Raw genomic sequence first — 17,790 nt, 5'->3', positions numbered from 1 at the left:
CTAGCTATCCAGATGTTGAATCACGATGTGATAACCAAAGACAAATTGCTGAACGCTCATCGGCACACGCTGGTTATTCCGCGTCATATAGCGAATTTCTGTAATCAACGTGCCACGATCGTCACGCAGTTGTCTCTTATCATCGCTATCTTTCAGCGTCCAACCCGCTGGTAACTGCGTCTGCCAAACGGCGATCGGCCAGTGACTCAGCATAATGTCTGCCAGTACCTGACTGGCTGGCGGCAACTGCGGCAGGACGATGGACTGTTCCGTATGCACGCCCTGCTCATCATAGGTGACCTTAAACAGGCGAATGCCGATAGAGGAAAGCCCGACCAGCGAAAGTTGCTTATCATCGGCATTCAACATCACCAGCAGCGATTGCTGCTTACCCTCAAAAGTTCCTGTCAGCAGTTGCTGTTCATTAACCGATGGGGCAATGGCGGGGGCAGGTAACGTAACTTTTACGCCCGGCTTGAGCCACGCCTGTGGGCGGTTATCATCATGCTGTTTGCTGGCACAGCTGCTTAGCAGCAGCACACCAATAAGCAGAAGCCCACGTCGCAATAATGTCATTTTCGTTTCCCTTTTGAATCCGGCAACGCCAGCGGTGCCAGCAAGAAGGCGATAAAAATACCGCTACAAAGCACAATCCCGAAGCTACTGATGGCCTGAGTACTGCTGAAAACCAACATCCCCAGCGTCAGCAAGGCGACGCACATCGCCAGCGTCACCGCCAGCAGCGAGGTCATCGGCGTACCGCGTGGATTGCTGAAAAACAGCGTATAATTGATGCCGATCCCAAGAACCAGAACCAGCGCCAGCAATGAAAACAGGTTCAGCGAATGACCACTCAACGCCAGCACCGCCAGCCCACCGCAAAGCGACAACGCCGACGGCACCACATTTAACAATCCACGACGTAGCCCAAGACGAATCACGTAGCTCAGCGCAATCACGACCAGTGCAGCCGTCAACAACCATCCCAACATGGCGCGATAGAAACCAAACAAGGCATCAAAGGTCCCTTTTCTGTCGATCCACTCCACGCCCGGTAGGGTTTTAGCCATCTGTCCCAGCGCAGCGCTATCGCTCACGCCGCTTACCGGAACCAGAACACCGCTTTTCCCATTAGGTAACGTCAGCCACAGCAGTCGCCACCCTTCACTGATCGGGCTATTCAGCCAGCGATCCGGTGTGACTGGCATCGGTCGCACATCTGGCATCGCCACATCAACGCCCGTGTCTTTAAGACGCTCGATAACCGCCGGTGCGGCAGACGCAATAAGCTGACTATCGCGCTGTTGCTGAGCCTGAGAAGAAAGCGGCAGTAACCGATACTGCTTTAGCCATGCCTGTTGCTGCGCGTCACGCAGTTTAGGCGCGAGTTGTTCCAGACGAAGCAATGTCTCCTCCGCGCTGTCGCCGTAGACGACGAACCAGGTTTGATCGGCGCTCTGTCCTGTTAATGCCGTCAACTGCCGTTCTTGCTGCATCAAATCCTTCGGCAATGCCTGTAGCTGGGAGATATCGTCATTGACCTCCAGCCGTAGCAATCCCACAGCAGAAAGTATCAGCAGCACCAATGGAACCCCAAAACGCACACCACGCTGACGCCGCCATGCGGCCAGCCAGCGCCCCATCAGCACCATCGCGGGAACAGGTCTGACCGGCAATCCCTTAACCAGAAAAGGATACCAGCACACCACGGTCAGACAGGAGGCTGTCAGCCCGGTTGCGGCGAACACCGCCAGTTGCTGTAAACCGGGGAACGGAGCCAGAGCCATAATCAAGTAAGCCACCACCGCCGTTCCCAGCGCGAGCAAAAGGGCTGGCAGGACTTTTTTCAGGCTTTCCATCGCGGAAGCATGGCCGCCGTGAACCATCCGTTCGGTCAAATAATAGAGCGTATAATCCGCTGAAATCCCGACGATACTGATGCTCATCACCAGCGTCATCAAATGCAATTCACCGAAAAACAGCAGAGTAAAGACCGTTCCAGACAGCGCACCGATGCCCACCGAGAGTCCACATAGCAACAGCGGGCGCGGTGAGCGAAACACAAAGAAGATCAGCAGCAGAACGCCTGCCACGGTGGCGACGCCAAGAGTAGACACATCCTTTTTAGCCTGTTGGCTGGCATAGTTGCTGAACAAGACCGTCCCGCGTGTTAATACCTCGGCATCCGGGAATGCGGCCTTAAGATCGCGCTCAAGCACACCCAGTTTATCAACCAGTTGCTGATTGCGCGCCATGTCAAATGAGCCAGTGCTAAGCTCGCCGTGCAGGAAATACCAGGTGCGACCCTGCGCATCTTTTGCCGTTAGCCAGCCTTGCGACAATCCCAACTGGCTGGCATTTTGCTGCAACGCCAGTTGAGATCCGCGCACCAGCATTAAGGGATCGTGATTTAGCTCTTTGCCACTCACGCCCGCAAACGCGGAATAAAGCTGCGCCAGCACCCAATCGGCCTGCGCCACACCGCCATTCTCTAGCCGCGCACGCGTGACGGGATCGACCAAACCATTGCGATGTTCAAAAACGAATTTACCCCATCGCTGCTGCTGTTCGGCATCAATCGGGCCATTAACCTGCTGTAGATCGGGAAGCGCACGCAAGTGCTTCAACCACCAGTCCGCTACCGCAGGCTCCGCCTGCTTGCCCGGCGTCACCAGCCATACCATCTGCCGATCGAGTCGCTGCACAAAGCCTTGCTGTAGCTCCGGGGGAAGTGTGCCCATCGACTGCTTGGGCAACAGCGCCAATACGCTACTGTTGATCTGCGCGTTCGGCAGCAGCAGCGCCAGCGCGGCGATCAGCGCAATACAGCAACCAATCCACACCCGCGCCGCACGACGCATACCGTCAGAAAACGAAACGCTGACGTTCATCATCACTCAATTCTCGTGGTGCGATCCGCTGATTGCTCAGGGTAATTCGGGTCATGTCGCCTTGGCGGTCATCCAGCGCAATGCCGTCAAGAAACTCACCGCCGTTCAGCGTAATGGCGTTGAACAGTTTATCTAGCGGCGACGTTTTCGGCGTCAGCACCAATTTCCACTGCTGCTGACCGAGATCGGTAAAATCGATGGAAAAATTCTGCTCTAATACCTGACGATCGGCCTGAAACAAGGCGCGTAACAGGTGGTTAAACTGAAACATCTGCGGGTTGCTTTCTGCCGTGACGATCTGCGGCACTTGCCCATTCATTACCTGAACCATTCGCGTTTCGTCCAACACCATCGTCAGCGGAAACGGCGTAGCCTGATGCCACCACAGCCCTTTATCCTGCGCGATCAGCAACTGCCCACCGGATTTCAGCGGCTTTGCCATCCCCTTTATTTCACGCAGTTGGGTAAAATCAGCCCGCACAACAGGCTGGCTACTGAATCGCTGTTGTAAATCATCCAACGTAACGGCCTGCGCCATACCGCTCAACAGCACAAAAACCGCGACAATCAGTCGTATCATGGCGTCACTCCAAGGCGCTCAAACAAAATAGGAGGGGAAACAAAACTCAGCTCACGGCATCCTTCCTGTACCGCAACCTGAATCGTATAGCCAGTCGTGGTACGTTGACCGCTTTCAGCATCGAAAATCTGGTAGGCGATGCGCAAACGATTCTCGACTTCCTCGATAATGGCGCGAACGCGTATACGCTGTTCGTAAGTCAGCGCGGCACGGTATTTCACCCGCGTATCTACCACCGGCCACACATAGCCAGAGGCCTGCATCTCGCGATAGCCATAGTTAAATTTGCTGAGCAATGCCTCACGCGCGACTTCGAAAAAGCGAAAATAGTTACCGTGCCATACCACGCCCATCGGATCGCAGTCATGGAAAGATACCGTCAGTTCAACCTCATTGCTTAAGCGAGGATCGTTTAACACTATGACTCCTTTTTCCCAGCAACCTGACCGTCATCATCAGGCAGGCTCCAGAAATCAAAAAAATTAAACCAGTCGAGCGGGGATTTCAGCGCGTAATGCGCCAACCGTTCGGCATAGCGATCGACGACCTGCTGTAAGGCCTGTTGTCGGGTTGGGCGAGGCAACGCAATGCTCTCAGCAAAAGGTTCGCAGTAGACGCGCAGCTTTTTCTGCTCGCGAATGACAAACATCAGCAGAACGGGGCAACGCAGCGCCGCCGCCAGCACAAAAGGCCCTTGAGGAAATGGTGCGTCTTTGCCCAAAAATGGGCTCCACACCACGCGCCGCACACCGCCGCGCTGACGATTGACCGCCGTGCGATCGCCGACAATCGCCACCCATTCCCCCGCATCCAGCTTTTCTTGCAGCATCATTGCGGTATCCGGCCCGATGTCGCTGACGGGGATAAGATTAACGCCCGCCTGCGGGGCGATCTCTTCCAGCACCTGCTTGAAACGTTGGGAATTTTCAGTGAACACCAGCGCGTTAATCACCAGCCCGCTCACCTGCTGCGCCAGCGCCCGGCACACCTCGATATCACCGAGGTGTGAAGCCAGAATCAGTTGCCCTTTTTGTCTGCTGTGCTCAATGGTTTGTCGCGCGCCGGGGGCAAAATCGATATCGCGTCCCCACTGTAGATCGCCACGCCAACTGGCGATTTTATCCAGCATCGCCTGACCAAAACGGAGAAAGTGGTGATAACTGTTGAGTGGTTTAGGCAGTAGGATATCGTGCTGACGCGCATACTCCCCGATTTGCCGCAGCCATGACTGAGACGCCTGACGCGCGCTACGGCCGGTCAGCCAGTAAAACGCAATAACAGGCCAGAGAAACAGCGTAAACACCCCGCGCCCTAACCGTTGATACACCGCCAGCATGAACCGCATCCCAAGCAGGCCTTTACGCTCAGACACGCCAGCCCAGTGTTGCTGCCGCTGCCGCAGTAACAGCACGGGAATACGCGGAAGCATGCCGAAAAACAGGCGGGTATGCATCCAGGAAATCCGCAGGTTATCGTGCAACGCATCGAAATGAGACAGTCCATTTTCTGGATAGGTTACCGCCGTCTCAATAAAGCGACTGGGCGTTCCCGCCCAATACAGGCGCACCATAATTTCCGTATCGAAATCCATACGGTGGCCGAGAGATTTCTGAGAAATCAGCGATAACGTGGCCGCAACCGGATAGACACGGAATCCACACATGCTGTCTTTGATGGAGAGAGATAACGTTTCAATCCAGACCCAAACATGGGTGACATAGCGCCCGTAAAGGCGTGATTTTGGTACCGAGGCATCATAACGCGGTCGACCGGAAATCAGGCAATGCGGGTGCGTTTTTGCCTCATCCAGCAGTAGTGGCGCATCTTCAATTTGGTGCTGTCCATCGGCATCAACCTGTAAGGCATGGCTAAACCCGGCCTGCGCCGCGGCTTTGATGCCACTAATCACCGCCGCACCTTTCCCGCTGTTGTGCGCCAACCGAATCAACGTCACGCCGTCATTCTCTGCCACCAGTTGAGTGAGAGTCTGTTGCGTTGCCGCATCGCTGCCATCATCAACAATAAAAACCGGCAGCGCTAGCGGTGCCAAACGTGCCAACACCGACGCCATCATGGCACCGTGGTTATAACAAGGGATCACCACGCAGGGCGAGAATGTGCTATTTACTAACATGAGCTAGCTTCCATCATCGGCGTGAGCTTGATTTTTCCGCTGCTGGCCGTGCGCTCAACATCATCATCCAGAATGGTGTAGCTAAAGGTCAGCTGTTGCTTTCCGGCGTGCCATGTCAGTACCAGACGCAACGTTTTACCGGGCAAAATCGGCTGCTGGAATTTAATGTTCTCAATGGACAAGAATGCCCACCCTTGCGCCAGCACCGTCGTCGCGTAATGCATGACCCAATCCAGCTGTGCCACACCGGGCAGTAGCGGCTGACCCGTAAAATGCCCCTTGAACCAAAACAGTTCAGGGTCAGCCCGTAGCATCAATTCAACCTGAGACGTTTCATCCGTCTTTTTTACATCGTGCCGGACAAGCTCAACGGGCAACATGAAACAATTCCTGTATCTGTGGCCAGGCACGTTTACTCTGGCTATTGTGGGGAATAACATCGACGACACGCCAGAAACGCGGCATCGCTAATGGCTCCAGCCATTTTTGCAATTCATGCCGCCACTGGCGTTTCAAATTCGGTAAATCATCGGCCTTATCAGGGGTATTCAACACCAGTACCACGCCAATACCGCTACGCTCCGGGCGCGTGACCTGAAGTGCAACCGCATCAGCAATATCGGGCAGGTCGAGTAAACGCCGTTCTATCTCGCTTAGCGAAATGCGCTTGTCTTCGATCTTCACCACGCGGTCGTGTCGTCCACACAGTTGAAAATGCCCCGCATCATCAAACGCCAGTCTGTCATCCAGCTTGTGCCCCTGAGCATGGGGAATCAGCGCCGACTGCGCCCACCAGTTATCTTGTTCATCACGTCGCAGCGACACGCCGGGAAACAGCTGCCACGGCACGGTATCCGTCTCGCGAGAGCGCCATGCTAAAACGCCCGTTTCGGTACTGCCGTATATCTCATTGATGGGCTGCATAAACCACTCGGCTGCCGCTTCGGCATGCAGCCAGGGCAAGGTTCCCCCCGCAGAGACAATCAAGGAACACTCAGGGGCAGAAAGCGCGCGATCGATGCGGCGTAAGAACGCTGGGCTGCTGATAAACACGTAACGCCGCTGGCGACGTTGGGAAGTAAGCTGTTCGGTATAAAGCAGTTGGCGGCTATCAAAACGCAGCCCCAGCGCCATAGGCAGCCAGATGCGAAACGTCAGCCCATATAAATGCTGGTGGGTGACGGAAGCGATCACATCACAGCCTTGCAAATGCGTCCCCCAGCGATCCGCCAGCCAACGCGACTCTTCATCCAGACAGCGTACCGGTTTAACAATCTGACGCGGCTTCCCGGTGGAGCCTGACGTGAACAACACCACACGGGAATCATCAGGTATAGAAGGTAGCACGGCATCAGCAACGCTCTCTGTCTCCGCTGTCAGGGCAAACACAGGGCAATCCAGATGCAGCGACACATCTGTCAATACCCCGTCAAACTCGTCTGACTGTTCTTCTAATACGGATTGGCGGCAGTGGCCGGGAATGACAGGGGTTTTTCCTGCATGCAGTGCGGCCAGAAGCCCGATAGTGAAGCGGTAGCTATCTTCAAAACACAACGCCCAACGCGTTTCCTGTCGCTGACTTAACTGCTGGCAAAGTGTGACAACCTGCGTTTTCAACATACTCAGCGTGAACGTACTGGCGCCATTACTGGCAACAATGCGCTGAGGGGAATCATTACTCGTCAGCCAGTCATTGACGGCGCGGACAGTCGGCCCGTTCATACGCGCTCCCTCAGACGCTGGCGTATCAACCACTCTCCCCCCATCAACAACCCCATAAGCACATAGCTGATCACGCCGTTCCATAACGTCCACCAATGAAGATTGCCGACAAGACAGGTCAGCACGGCGATACTGCCGTTAACAATAAAAAACCAACACCAGACTTTCGTCACACGACGCGTATAGGAAATAGCCTGAGCAGGGAGTTCTGGTTCCCGAAGGCGGGCAAGGCGCTCGACAATCGGCATGCCGCTATAAAGCGATCCACCAAAAAGCATCAACATGACGCTGTTTACCACAACGGGATACCACAGCAGCCAACCGCCATCGCGCAGTAATAAACTGGCAACGGAAAGCGCCACCCCAGCCGTTGCCAGCCACAGCGCCGTCCCCTTAAAAACAGGTTTATCATCACGCAACGTGGTGAAACGTAGAACAAACATCAGCGCTAACACAATGAGTAACCAGCGATGTTCGGGATGCGTGATACTAAACCAGGCTAGAAACGGCCAGGCCAGCGTCATTAATACGTTCAAACTGCCGATTAGCACACGCATCACTTGGTGGGCTCATCAACCTTCACGGAGTAGGCTTTCTACCGCGTCAACCACATCCTGTACCGTGCGCACAGATTTAAAAATTTCCGGCGATATTTTGCGCCCAATACGCTTTTGCAAATGAACCACCATATCCACCGCATCAATGCTATCTAACTCAAGATCTTCATAGAGGCGGGATTCAGGTGTTATTTCATCGGCATCCAGTTCAAACAGCTTGACCAGTAAACCGATAATTTCCTGATAAATTTCATTTTTATCCATCATCAACTCATTTTATTTTACTATCAGGCACTCACGGCGCGCTGAGTGTTGATAAAAGCAGCAAGGGTGGCAACGGAAAAGAAGTGCTGGCGCACCTCTTCACTTTCAGCGGAAAGCACGACGCCATAACGGTTTTTTACCGCTAACCCCAGCTCAAGCGCATCAATAGAATCCAGGCCAAGGCCATCGCCAAAAAGCGGGGCATCCGTTTCTATTTCATCAACGCTGATATCTTCAAGGTTAAGAGAATCGATAATCATCTCTTTGATTTCAATAAATAGACTTTCCATAACAATTTCCAAATGGTGATCAGCTTTCTGGTGTCAAAGATTGCTGCAAAAGGCGATTCAAACGGCGAGCCGCCAAGGGTCGCGCCTCTTCAGGCGCCATAAAAATGTCGTTACTGATACGTTCGCGCACATTCACCGTAAAATACGGTTTTTCAGGCGGAATATGATACCAACGACTTTGTTTTCCTAATGTGTCCTGACTACAGCGGATATGCACGACCCGTAAATCACAGCCGCAGCGCACCGCAATGTTTGCGGCACCGCGTTGCAGAACAAGGGGTTCCCCATAACGCGAGCGAGTGCCTTCAGGAAAAATAATGATCGCATCGCCATTATCAAGCCGCTGCTGGCAATCAGGTAGTAGCGCATCGGACTGGCTGTTGAGCAGATAATCCGCCGCGCGAATAACGCCGCGGAAAAACGGGTTTTTCTGCAAATCAGCCTTAACCAGACAGTCAGCATCTGGCATGACAGAAGCCAGCAAAACATAATCAATTAACGTCGGATGATTCGCGACAATCAAGCAACCCCGATCGCACTGTAAAGTTTCGATACCGTCAATACGATAGTCCAGCACCCCTAATCGACGGGCACAGTATAAAAAGAATCGGAAACTGGCAGAAATACTGCGGCGAGCCAGTTGGCGACGACGAGTCGCATCACGATGAATCAGTAATACATTGAACCACACCAGAGAAAGCAGTAAGCCACCAAGACCAAACATGGCAAAACACATACCCGTCATCACCAATCGCCATAAACGATTCAGACGAACAGAAGGACGAAAGGCTATTGATGACTCAGACATCGCCCCTCTCCCATACCCAGTCAACGCGTTCTCCCGGTAAGGAAAAACCAGGGTTTCTGGCAAGAAAACCATGTAAAAACAGCAAACTTTGTGGCGAATCTTCACGGTGAGATTCCACCTGTGGTTGCGATTCACACACCATATCATCGCCATGCCCTAGCAACAGAGCGACGGCGTAGGGGTAACGAGGCATGTTTGCCGGAACGTGTGGGTGGTAGAAATCAGGGATCGTACCATCAAAATCAACCAACAGAATATTGTTGTATCCCGCAACCTGTAGCGCCTTGGCTTCAATTAGACCTTGCTGAAAAGAGTCTATCCCTGCGGCAATCGACGTAGATACCAACGGGGATTTTGCTGTAATCGTCAGGCTTCCCACGGCAGCATTGTGTACTGACATGGCAAAATCAGTAGGAGAAATATTTTCATTTTCTGACAGCGCGCTCAAGATGCTCAGATTACGTTCCAGCTCACCATGGCGAGAGGTGAAAACAATGGCATCCACCGTCTGGCGACGTAGTAACGCTAACCCGCAATCGACCGCCAGACGACTCCCTTGATTGAGGCGACGGGCCATCATCATGGGTAAATGTCGACATTTATCCAACGGTTGCTCAGTATTGATAGCAGCGGGCATCCGTGACCAATTCAGCCAATCGTCCACGCTGCTGAGGCCCGGCGCACAGGCCTGCCAATCAATGATTGAAAATGCTAATCTCATACCGACTTCTTCTAGTTCAACCTATCCCGGCTATATCGCTGCAATTTCCCGTTTATACCCGCTATTTTATTCGAGCTTTTTGCAGATCAGCAGCGTGTGGCCGACACCAATGTTATCAATTTGATTCTCAACGATAAATCCAGCTTGCTCTATTAAAGGTAAAAACCGTCTGGCCGCATAGAAACGGCTCGTGCCATTGGCAAGACAGGTAAAGTAGAGCGAAGAAGCATTCAGGCTAAAAGCCCCCGCTTCCCACCGCTGGCGATCCCAGAATATTTCCAAAATGCAGACTCTGGCATCAGGCTTCATCACACCGGCAATTTTACGCAAGATAGCGACAATTTGCTCTTCACTGAAGCAGTCAAGGAACTGGCTCATCCACCAAATATCCGCTTCACCCGGCAACGGGCAATCGGAAAGCATATCGACAGCACAGCCCTGAATACGGTCTGATTTTCCAGCATCAGTAATATTTTCTGTCGCCAGCGCAATCTGCTCAGGCAAATCCAGAATCGTAATGTTTACATCACGATCGTAGTCATAGCACTGCATCGCCCATTTTCCCGTATTCCCACCAACATCGTAGAGATGCTTGGGTTTTAACTGGAATACATGTGGCAAAGCAGCATTAAATGCAGCATCTGAGTAGAAATGATCGAAGGCAAACCAACTCTCTTTTGCCTGCGGCGGTAATTGGCTTAACGCGGGATATATTGTTGGCCATTCACCAAAAACCTTTAATCCAGAAGGCTCATTTTTTGACAACGCTTCATCAAGGTAAAACATCCCCTGATAACAAACGTCCTGAGTAAAATCCATGTTGATGCGCGTCATGCGATCATGGAGCAGGTAATGACCAATTTTAGCCAGAACGTAGCGCTCATCTTTCTGGATAATAATGCGACCACTTAGCCCGACGTCCAACAGAAGTTCAACGGCGTAGTGATTTAATGAAGTGATAGCAACGATTTCGTCGAGATTCGCGCCCAGATGACCACACTTATCCAAAAAAGCCAAAATACCGTGATTACGCAGATTGATAGCGGCTTGAAACAGCATGGGGGCAAATGCAATTCGTTGCGCTTCGGTAATAGCGTCCAACGCGCTGACATTATCTTTGTCATATCCGTAATACACTGACTTTTCCCTTGAGGTCGGACAAAAACGATCAGAAAAGAACAAACAAATAGCGTCGGATAGCAAAAAGCTATCCGACAATTAAATTTATTTAATTTGTTGACTGGCTAGTTTTAACTGAATCTCACGATCGAGGTTATTTATCCAACGGTTATAATTACGATGGATTTCACCATTTCCTGCCTTGAGATTTTTACTGCTGACATAATTAATGGAGTAGCTGGTCTGTGAATAAGTAATGCGAATATCAGCAACATGACCACGCTGATCAAGATGACCATTAATTACCCCTGGAGAAACAGGCGTCATCGCCCACTCACGCTCCAACCCCGCCTGGAGAATGGCAGTTTTTACCTGATCGGTGGTGACGTGTGCCACAATAGGCTTCGTTACGTTAGCAACGGGCGCTGTACGAGCACAACCAGCCAAGGTTAAAACACAGGCCAATCCCGCAAAAATAAGCTGCTTTTTCATAAAGTTCCTATCCATAGATAAATACAGTTCTGCCAAAAAACACGTTATTGATGCAAGGTGTAAAATTAATGCACCATTAAGACTATTTTACACAAAATAAAGATAACTTGACAAAAGAAACGTTGTTATCTGTGTCAGTTTTTTATCAAAAATATTTCTGTTTAATGAAAGTTGAGTAATAAACACAATTAAAGAAAGGATATAAAAATCCGCCTTATATTTCACAACATAAGGCGGACGATCATGACTAACAAAATACCGGGAACTTATTCTACCGTCACGGATTTTGCCAGATTACGCGGCTGATCGACATCGGTGCCTTTAATCAGCGCGACGTGATAAGACAGCAACTGCAACGGCACCGTATAGAAGATTGGGGCAATGACTTCTTCGATATGTGGCAGCGGAATAATCTTCATGTTTTCGCTGCTGGTGAAACCGGCATCTTCATCCGCAAAGACGTACAGCTCTCCGCCGCGTGCCCGAACTTCTTCGATATTGGATTTCAATTTTTCCAACAGTTCATTATTCGGTGCCACCACGACGACAGGCATATCCGCATCAATCAGCGCCAGTGGGCCGTGTTTCAGCTCACCCGCAGCATAGGCTTCTGCATGAATGTAAGAGATCTCTTTCAGCTTCAGCGCCCCTTCCATCGCGATCGGATATTGATCGCCACGACCGAGGAACAGCGCATGGTGTTTATCAGAGAAACCTTCTGCCAGAGATTCGATGAGTTTGTCCTGAGACAGCATCTGCTCAATACGCGCCGGTAAGGCTTGCAAGCCATGAACAATGTCATGCTCAATCTTGGCATCCATACCACGCAGACGGCCAATACGCGCCACCAGCATCAGCAAAACGGTAAGCTGGGTAGTGAAAGCTTTGGTCGAGGCCACACCAATCTCTACGCCCGCTTTGGTCATCAGCGCCAGATCGGATTCACGCACCAGCGAGGAACCCGCCACGTTACAGATAGCCAGCGACCCCAGATAGCCCAGCTCTTTGGATAAACGCAGTGCTGCCAGCGTATCTGCCGTTTCACCGGACTGAGACAGGGTAATCATCAGGCTGTTCTTACGCACGGCAGGTTTGCGATAGCGGAATTCGGAGGCGATTTCTACGTCGCATGGAATACCCGCCAACGCTTCAAACCAGTAGCGAGAAACCATACCGGAGTTGTAAGACGTCCCGCAGGCAATAATCTGAACGTGTTCAACCTTTTCCAACAGCGCATCCGCTTTTGGCCCTAATTCAGAAAGATTGATCTCGCCGTGGCTAAAACGCCCTTCAAGGGTATTTTTGATCGCCATTGGCTGTTCGTAGATTTCTTTCTGCATGTAGTGACGATACGCGCCTTTGTCGCCGGCATCGTAATTCACTTTTGATTCAATCTCTTCGCGTGAGGCAAGCTGTCCAGCTTTATCAAACACGCGCACGTCACGGCGAGTAATTTCTGCGATGTCGCCTTCTTCCAGGAACATGAAGCGGCGCGTCACGGGCAGCAACGCCAACTGATCGGAGGCAATAAAGTTTTCACCGACACCACGACCAATGACCAGCGGGCTACCAGAACGTGCGGCAACCAGTACGCTAGGATCACGGCTGTCCAGCACCACCATGCCATAGGCACCACGCAGTTGCGGGATAACACGCTTAACCACGTCGACCAGCGTTCCGCCGTTTTGTTTCTGTTCAAAATGCACCAGATGAGCGACCACTTCGGTATCGGTTTCAGAAACAAAACGATAGCCGCGACCGATCATCAGTTCTCGCAGAGGTTCGTGGTTTTCGATAATGCCGTTATGAACAATAATAATATGTTCAGAAACATGCGGGTGAGCATTCTCTTCAGAAGGTTCGCCATGCGTTGCCCAGCGGGTGTGGGCGATACCGGTTCCACCGTGCAATTCATGATCTTCGGCAGCCTGAGCCAAAGCCTGCACTTTCCCCAGACGGCGTAAACGGGCGACATTACCTTCGCCATCAACAACCGCCAGACCCGCCGAGTCATAGCCGCGGTACTCAAGACGGCGTAAACCTTCCAACAAAATCTCTGCAATATCACGTTGCGCGACTGCGCCTACAATTCCACACATCGATGGTATTCCTATAAAAGTGACATATTGTGTCACCTGTGATGTCTTAGACCTGATTGTTCCGGTTTTTCCGGGTTCCCCGAGCCTTGTAGAGAGTTGGGGATTATTATGTTTTGTTCTGTACTCTGGGTGTTTAGCCAAAATACAGAACAAAACGGCCTCCGCGATACGGAGGCATCATCGGGCACTATTTCTTTTTCACTGGACGTATCCAGCCAGGAATGTGCCGTTGTTTCACACGGCTAATCACCAGCTCATTCTCGGCCACATCATTGGTGACCGTCGTTCCTGCGCCAATGGTCACGCCGCTGGCAACACGAACGGGTGCAACGAGTTGCGTATCTGATCCCACAAACACATCGTCGCCAATCACCGTTTTGTGTTTATTCGCACCATCATAATTACAGGTGATCGTTCCTGCGCCAATATTAACACCGGAACCGATATCCGCATCCCCCAAATAGCTCAGGTGACCCGCTTTTGAGCCTTTTCCCAAACGTGCTTTTTTCAGTTCGACAAAGTTGCCGACGTGCGCACCTTCAGCCAGTTCCGCACCGGGACGTAAACGAGCAAACGGCCCAACGGTACACTTTGTTTCTAACACGGCATCTTCCAGCACAGAGTAAGGGCTGATTTCACAGTCGTCACCAATGATGCTGTTTTTAATTACACAGCCTGCGCCGATTTTTACCCGATTGCCTAGCGTAACATTGCCTTCTACGACCACATTGACATCAATCACCACATCACGACCATGCGTTAGCTCGCCACGCAGATCAAACCGAGCCGGATCGAGCAGCATAACACCAGCAAGCAGCAGCTTATCCGCCTGTTCACGCTGATAAACCCGCTCCAGTGCCGACAGTTGAAGGCGATTATTAACACCTTCAACTTCGCTCAGGCGTTCAGGATGAACCGCTTCAACTCGTTGACCTTCTTCCGCCGCCATCGCAATGATATCGGTGATATAAAACTCACCCTGGACGTTGTTATTGTTCAACTGGCTTAACCAGCGTTTCAAATCCTTGCCGTTGGCAATCAAAATACCGGTATTGATCTCGTTAATCTGGCGCTGTGCTTCGCTGGCATCTTTATGCTCGACGATCCCGACGACGGCACCTTTTTCACGCACAATCCGCCCATAGCCCGTTGGATCGTCCAGCTTCACCGTCAAAAGACCAATTCCCCCCAACGGCTTAGCCTGACGTAAACGTCCCAGCGTTTGTGGCGAAATAAGCGGCACATCGCCATACAACATCAGGATGTCTTCATCATCAGCAAAGTGAGGAGCAGCTTGCTGCATCGCATGACCCGTTCCCAATTGTTCAGCCTGTAACACCCAGTTCAATGCCGGATCGGTCAATTCACGTTTTAACAAATCCCCACCGTGACCGTACACCAGATGAACATGCTGAGCACCTATCGTCATAGCAGCATCAATGACGTGCTGAACCATCGGCTTACCCGCCAGTTGGTGTAACACTTTGGGAAGATCGGAATACATACGGGTTCCCTTACCAGCGGCAAGGATGACCACACTCATAGCGCTATTTGACATAAGCATCCTGACAGTACGGATTAGCAGACAATCCTGAAAAGAATAAAAACAACCAGCCAGTTACCGGCATTAATCACAAGAGTTTACCGAAACTGGCGGATAACGCAGACATTTTTTGGTGAGTTTTTTCCGAAAACGACGCAAAAAACAACGAATACCCATACCTGGCTAAAACAACCACCGAACAATCAGAAACAAGCAAAATGACACGGGGTTTCATAAAAAACAGACTTTATTTTTAAATATTTCCATTTGTGACAAATACAAAAGAAACGCTGTTTCATTTATAGCAATATGCAAGGGTATATAATCAACAATGAATGAAGGAGATACTATGAAACGTTTTTCTTCACAAAAACGTGGAGCTTCACGTCTCGCAACAGTTGCACTGACCAATGCATTTTTACTTTTTAGCCTAAATACACACGCAGCTACCGAAACCACCCCAACCTGGCACGGCATCGCCTTTGGCCAGTCAACGGATGTCAATTTCTCATCCAATGTCCTGCCGGAAAAAGTAGGCGTTAATGACGTTACCATCAACGGCAAGAAATTGGCGCCGGGAGATAAAGCCGATTTGTCCGCACCGATTACGATCGAGAGCCGTGGCGGAAAGATTGCCAACACCCATGACGGGCTGACGTTCTTCTATACGCAGCTACCCGCCAATGTGAACTTTACGCTTCAGTCTGATATTACCGTAGAGCAGTTTGGGCCAGAAAACGGCGCCAAACCGGCGGCTCAGGAAGGGGCAGGGATTCTGGTGCGTGATATTATCGGCGTGCCGCGTCAGGAACCGCTAAAAGAAGGGTATGAGGAGTTCCCTGCCGCGTCCAACATGGTGATGAACGCCATCATGACGCAGGATAAAAAGTCTCATACCGAAGTTAAACTCCAGGCAATTTTGCGTAATGGCGTCACGCAGCCGTGGGGCAACGCGGGCGCGAAGATTACCAAAACCAGCTATCAGGAAAAAATTAACCTTGAGCAAACACCGACGTTCCGCCTGAAACTGGAACGCACCAACGACGGCTTCATTACCTCTTACGCGCCGAAAGGCACAGATAACTGGGTATCAAAAGACGTCAAAGGCGCAGACGTCGTCACCAAGCTGGATAAAGACCATTACTATGTTGGTTTCTTTGCCTCCCGTAATGCCAAAATCACCGTTAGCAATGCACAGTTGACCACTACGCCAGCACAAACCAAAGCGTCACCGGAGTTTAAAGCTAAGGCTTATGATCCTCTGCTCCAGGTGATGTCATCGCCGAAAGCCACCAGCGAACACTATGTTGTGCAGGCGAAAGCCAACTACAACGGTACGGTTACCGTTTCACAAGACGGTAAATCGCTGGGTGAAGCCAAGCAGATAAAAGCAGGGGAAACCTTCTCTCTGCCAGCCAAAATTGCCGCTAATGGGGCAGAGTTCAAACTAGCCTATCAGCCTGCCGAGGGAAGTGATAAAGCAGTAAAAGAGAGCACCTTCAAGGTTGAAAGAGTGACCTACGCAGACGCTAAAAATCTGTATGTTTCGCCACAAGGTTCAGCCAGCAATGACGGCAGCAAAAATGCTCCTATCGATTTAGCCAGCGCCGTCGCTGCACTGCCAGCCGGTGGTACCATTTGGCTCAACGATGGTGATTACAGCGCGGCTGAAATCCCCGTCAGCGCCAGTGGCCAGCAAAAAGTCGTCAAAAATCTGTTTGCTGTCGGTAATAAAGCCGTCATTCATGGCCTGCAATTGAAAGCGAGCCATTGGCATGTTAAAGGGATTGAAATTACCGAGAAACCGTTCCGTATTGAGGGAAGTTACAACACAATCGAACGCGTTCTGGCACACCACGCTGACGATACCGGTATTCAGGTTTCCTCTCCTGCTGACGTCGGCAGACCACTGTGGGCTAGCCACAACCTGATTCTGAATTCAGAATCTCACAGCAACCAGGATCCTGGAAAAATTAACGCTGACGGTTTCGCGGTGAAAATGCGTGTCGGTGAAGGCAACGTGATTCGCGGCGCGTTCTCGCACAACAACATCGATGACGGCTTCGACCTGTTTAACAAAATTGAAGACGGTGCCAACGGCGTTGTGGTGATCGAGAATTCAATTGCTATGAACAACACCAGCAATGGCTTCAAAATGGGTGGCGAAGGCCAGCCAGTGGCACATCAGGTTAAAAACAGCATTGCTGTGGGCAACAAACTCGATGGCTTCACTGACAACTTCAACCCTGGTGCTTTGATCGTTGAAGACAACATCGCGTTAGATAACGAACGCTTCAACTTTATCTTCCGCCCAAGCCCTTACTCTGGCCCGGAAAAACAAGGCGTCTTCAAGAACAACATTTCGCTGAAAACCAAAGCGGGTAAATATGATGACGCGGTTGTCGGCAATATCGATAACACCAACTATTTCATCAAAGGTGATAAGTCCGTCAATGCTCAGGGCAAGGAAATCACAGTAAATAACTTCGTATCGGTAACCATCCCTGAGACGTTTACGCGTGATGCCAAAGGCAATCTGGTACTTGGCGATTTCCTGAAGAAAAAATAAG

Annotated in this window: 17 protein-coding genes; 1 reads left to right on the top strand and 16 read right to left on the bottom strand. The window is 51.2% G+C overall.

The features are described 5' to 3' along the window. From ACKPVM_RS12575 to glmU, 16 genes are all read right to left on the bottom strand, one after another. Positions 1-576: a DUF3261 domain-containing protein gene (locus ACKPVM_RS12575; RefSeq protein WP_409309397.1), complete on the bottom strand. Its 576-nt coding sequence runs from the start codon at positions 574-576 to the stop codon at positions 1-3. Further along, complete coding sequence (locus tag ACKPVM_RS12570; protein WP_409309395.1) at positions 573-2,894, bottom strand: MMPL family transporter; 2,322 nt, start codon at positions 2,892-2,894, stop codon at positions 573-575. The genes ACKPVM_RS12575 and ACKPVM_RS12570 overlap by 4 nt, the downstream gene beginning before the upstream one ends. Further along, positions 2,866-3,471 carry a LolA family protein gene (locus ACKPVM_RS12565; protein ID WP_409309393.1) on the bottom strand — a complete coding sequence of 202 codons (606 nt, stop codon included), beginning with the start codon at positions 3,469-3,471 and terminating at the stop codon, positions 2,866-2,868. The genes ACKPVM_RS12570 and ACKPVM_RS12565 overlap by 29 nt, the downstream gene beginning before the upstream one ends. Continuing rightward, positions 3,468-3,890, bottom strand: a complete 423-nt coding sequence (locus ACKPVM_RS12560) for an acyl-CoA thioesterase (RefSeq protein ID WP_409309392.1) — start codon at positions 3,888-3,890, stop codon at positions 3,468-3,470. Before ACKPVM_RS12560 ends, ACKPVM_RS12565 begins: the two co-directional genes overlap by 4 nt. After that, positions 3,890-5,605 (bottom strand): glycosyltransferase family 2 protein, encoded by a 1,716-nt coding sequence (locus ACKPVM_RS12555; protein ID WP_409309390.1) that lies wholly within the window; start codon positions 5,603-5,605, stop codon positions 3,890-3,892. The genes ACKPVM_RS12560 and ACKPVM_RS12555 overlap by 1 nt, the downstream gene beginning before the upstream one ends. After that, positions 5,599-5,985 carry an ApeI family dehydratase gene (locus ACKPVM_RS12550; RefSeq protein WP_409309388.1) on the bottom strand — a complete coding sequence of 129 codons (387 nt, stop codon included), beginning with the start codon at positions 5,983-5,985 and terminating at the stop codon, positions 5,599-5,601. Before ACKPVM_RS12550 ends, ACKPVM_RS12555 begins: the two co-directional genes overlap by 7 nt. Further along, on the bottom strand, positions 5,972-7,327 hold the full coding sequence (locus tag ACKPVM_RS12545; RefSeq protein ID WP_409309386.1) for an AMP-binding protein: 1,356 nt from the start codon (positions 7,325-7,327) through the stop codon (positions 5,972-5,974). The genes ACKPVM_RS12550 and ACKPVM_RS12545 overlap by 14 nt, the downstream gene beginning before the upstream one ends. Further along, positions 7,324-7,884 (bottom strand): COG4648 family protein, encoded by a 561-nt coding sequence (locus ACKPVM_RS12540; RefSeq protein ID WP_409309559.1) that lies wholly within the window; start codon positions 7,882-7,884, stop codon positions 7,324-7,326. Before ACKPVM_RS12540 ends, ACKPVM_RS12545 begins: the two co-directional genes overlap by 4 nt. A gap of 15 nt (positions 7,885-7,899) precedes the next feature. After that, entirely contained in the window at positions 7,900-8,148 is a 249-nt protein-coding gene (locus ACKPVM_RS12535) for an acyl carrier protein (protein WP_409309557.1), read from the bottom strand. A gap of 23 nt (positions 8,149-8,171) precedes the next feature. Continuing rightward, complete coding sequence (locus tag ACKPVM_RS12530) at positions 8,172-8,438, bottom strand: phosphopantetheine-binding protein (RefSeq protein WP_409309384.1); 267 nt, start codon at positions 8,436-8,438, stop codon at positions 8,172-8,174. A gap of 19 nt (positions 8,439-8,457) precedes the next feature. Then, a complete protein-coding gene (locus ACKPVM_RS12525) occupies positions 8,458-9,246 on the bottom strand; it encodes a lysophospholipid acyltransferase family protein (RefSeq protein ID WP_409309383.1) in 789 nt (262 codons plus the stop codon). Continuing rightward, a complete protein-coding gene (locus ACKPVM_RS12520; RefSeq protein ID WP_409309381.1) occupies positions 9,239-9,967 on the bottom strand; it encodes a beta-ketoacyl synthase chain length factor in 729 nt (242 codons plus the stop codon). Before ACKPVM_RS12520 ends, ACKPVM_RS12525 begins: the two co-directional genes overlap by 8 nt. 66 nt (positions 9,968-10,033) lie before the next feature. Beyond that, entirely contained in the window at positions 10,034-11,104 is a 1,071-nt protein-coding gene (locus tag ACKPVM_RS12515; protein ID WP_409309380.1) for a methyltransferase, read from the bottom strand. An 87-nt stretch (positions 11,105-11,191) separates the two neighbouring features. Beyond that, positions 11,192-11,578 (bottom strand): hypothetical protein, encoded by a 387-nt coding sequence (locus ACKPVM_RS12510; RefSeq protein ID WP_409309379.1) that lies wholly within the window; start codon positions 11,576-11,578, stop codon positions 11,192-11,194. A gap of 266 nt (positions 11,579-11,844) precedes the next feature. Continuing rightward, positions 11,845-13,677 (bottom strand): glutamine--fructose-6-phosphate transaminase (isomerizing), encoded by a 1,833-nt coding sequence (gene glmS / locus ACKPVM_RS12505; RefSeq protein WP_409309378.1) that lies wholly within the window; start codon positions 13,675-13,677, stop codon positions 11,845-11,847. Positions 13,678-13,864: 187 nt separating this feature from the next. Beyond that, on the bottom strand, positions 13,865-15,235 hold the full coding sequence (gene glmU / locus ACKPVM_RS12500) for a bifunctional UDP-N-acetylglucosamine diphosphorylase/glucosamine-1-phosphate N-acetyltransferase GlmU (RefSeq protein WP_409309377.1): 1,371 nt from the start codon (positions 15,233-15,235) through the stop codon (positions 13,865-13,867). Between the two features lie 334 nt (positions 15,236-15,569). On the opposite strand from glmU, the gene pelX reads away from it, so the two are divergent. After that, positions 15,570-17,789, top strand: a complete 2,220-nt coding sequence (gene pelX / locus ACKPVM_RS12495) for a pectate disaccharide-lyase PelX (RefSeq protein ID WP_409309376.1) — start codon at positions 15,570-15,572, stop codon at positions 17,787-17,789. Position 17,790 lies beyond the last annotated feature (1 nt).

The organism is Pectobacterium hainanensis (assembly GCF_046237015.1).
GTDB lineage: Bacteria > Pseudomonadota > Gammaproteobacteria > Enterobacterales > Enterobacteriaceae > JBJYIN01.
Note: the sequence above shows the minus strand (reverse complement) of the source record. Positions and strands in the feature narration are given on the sequence as shown.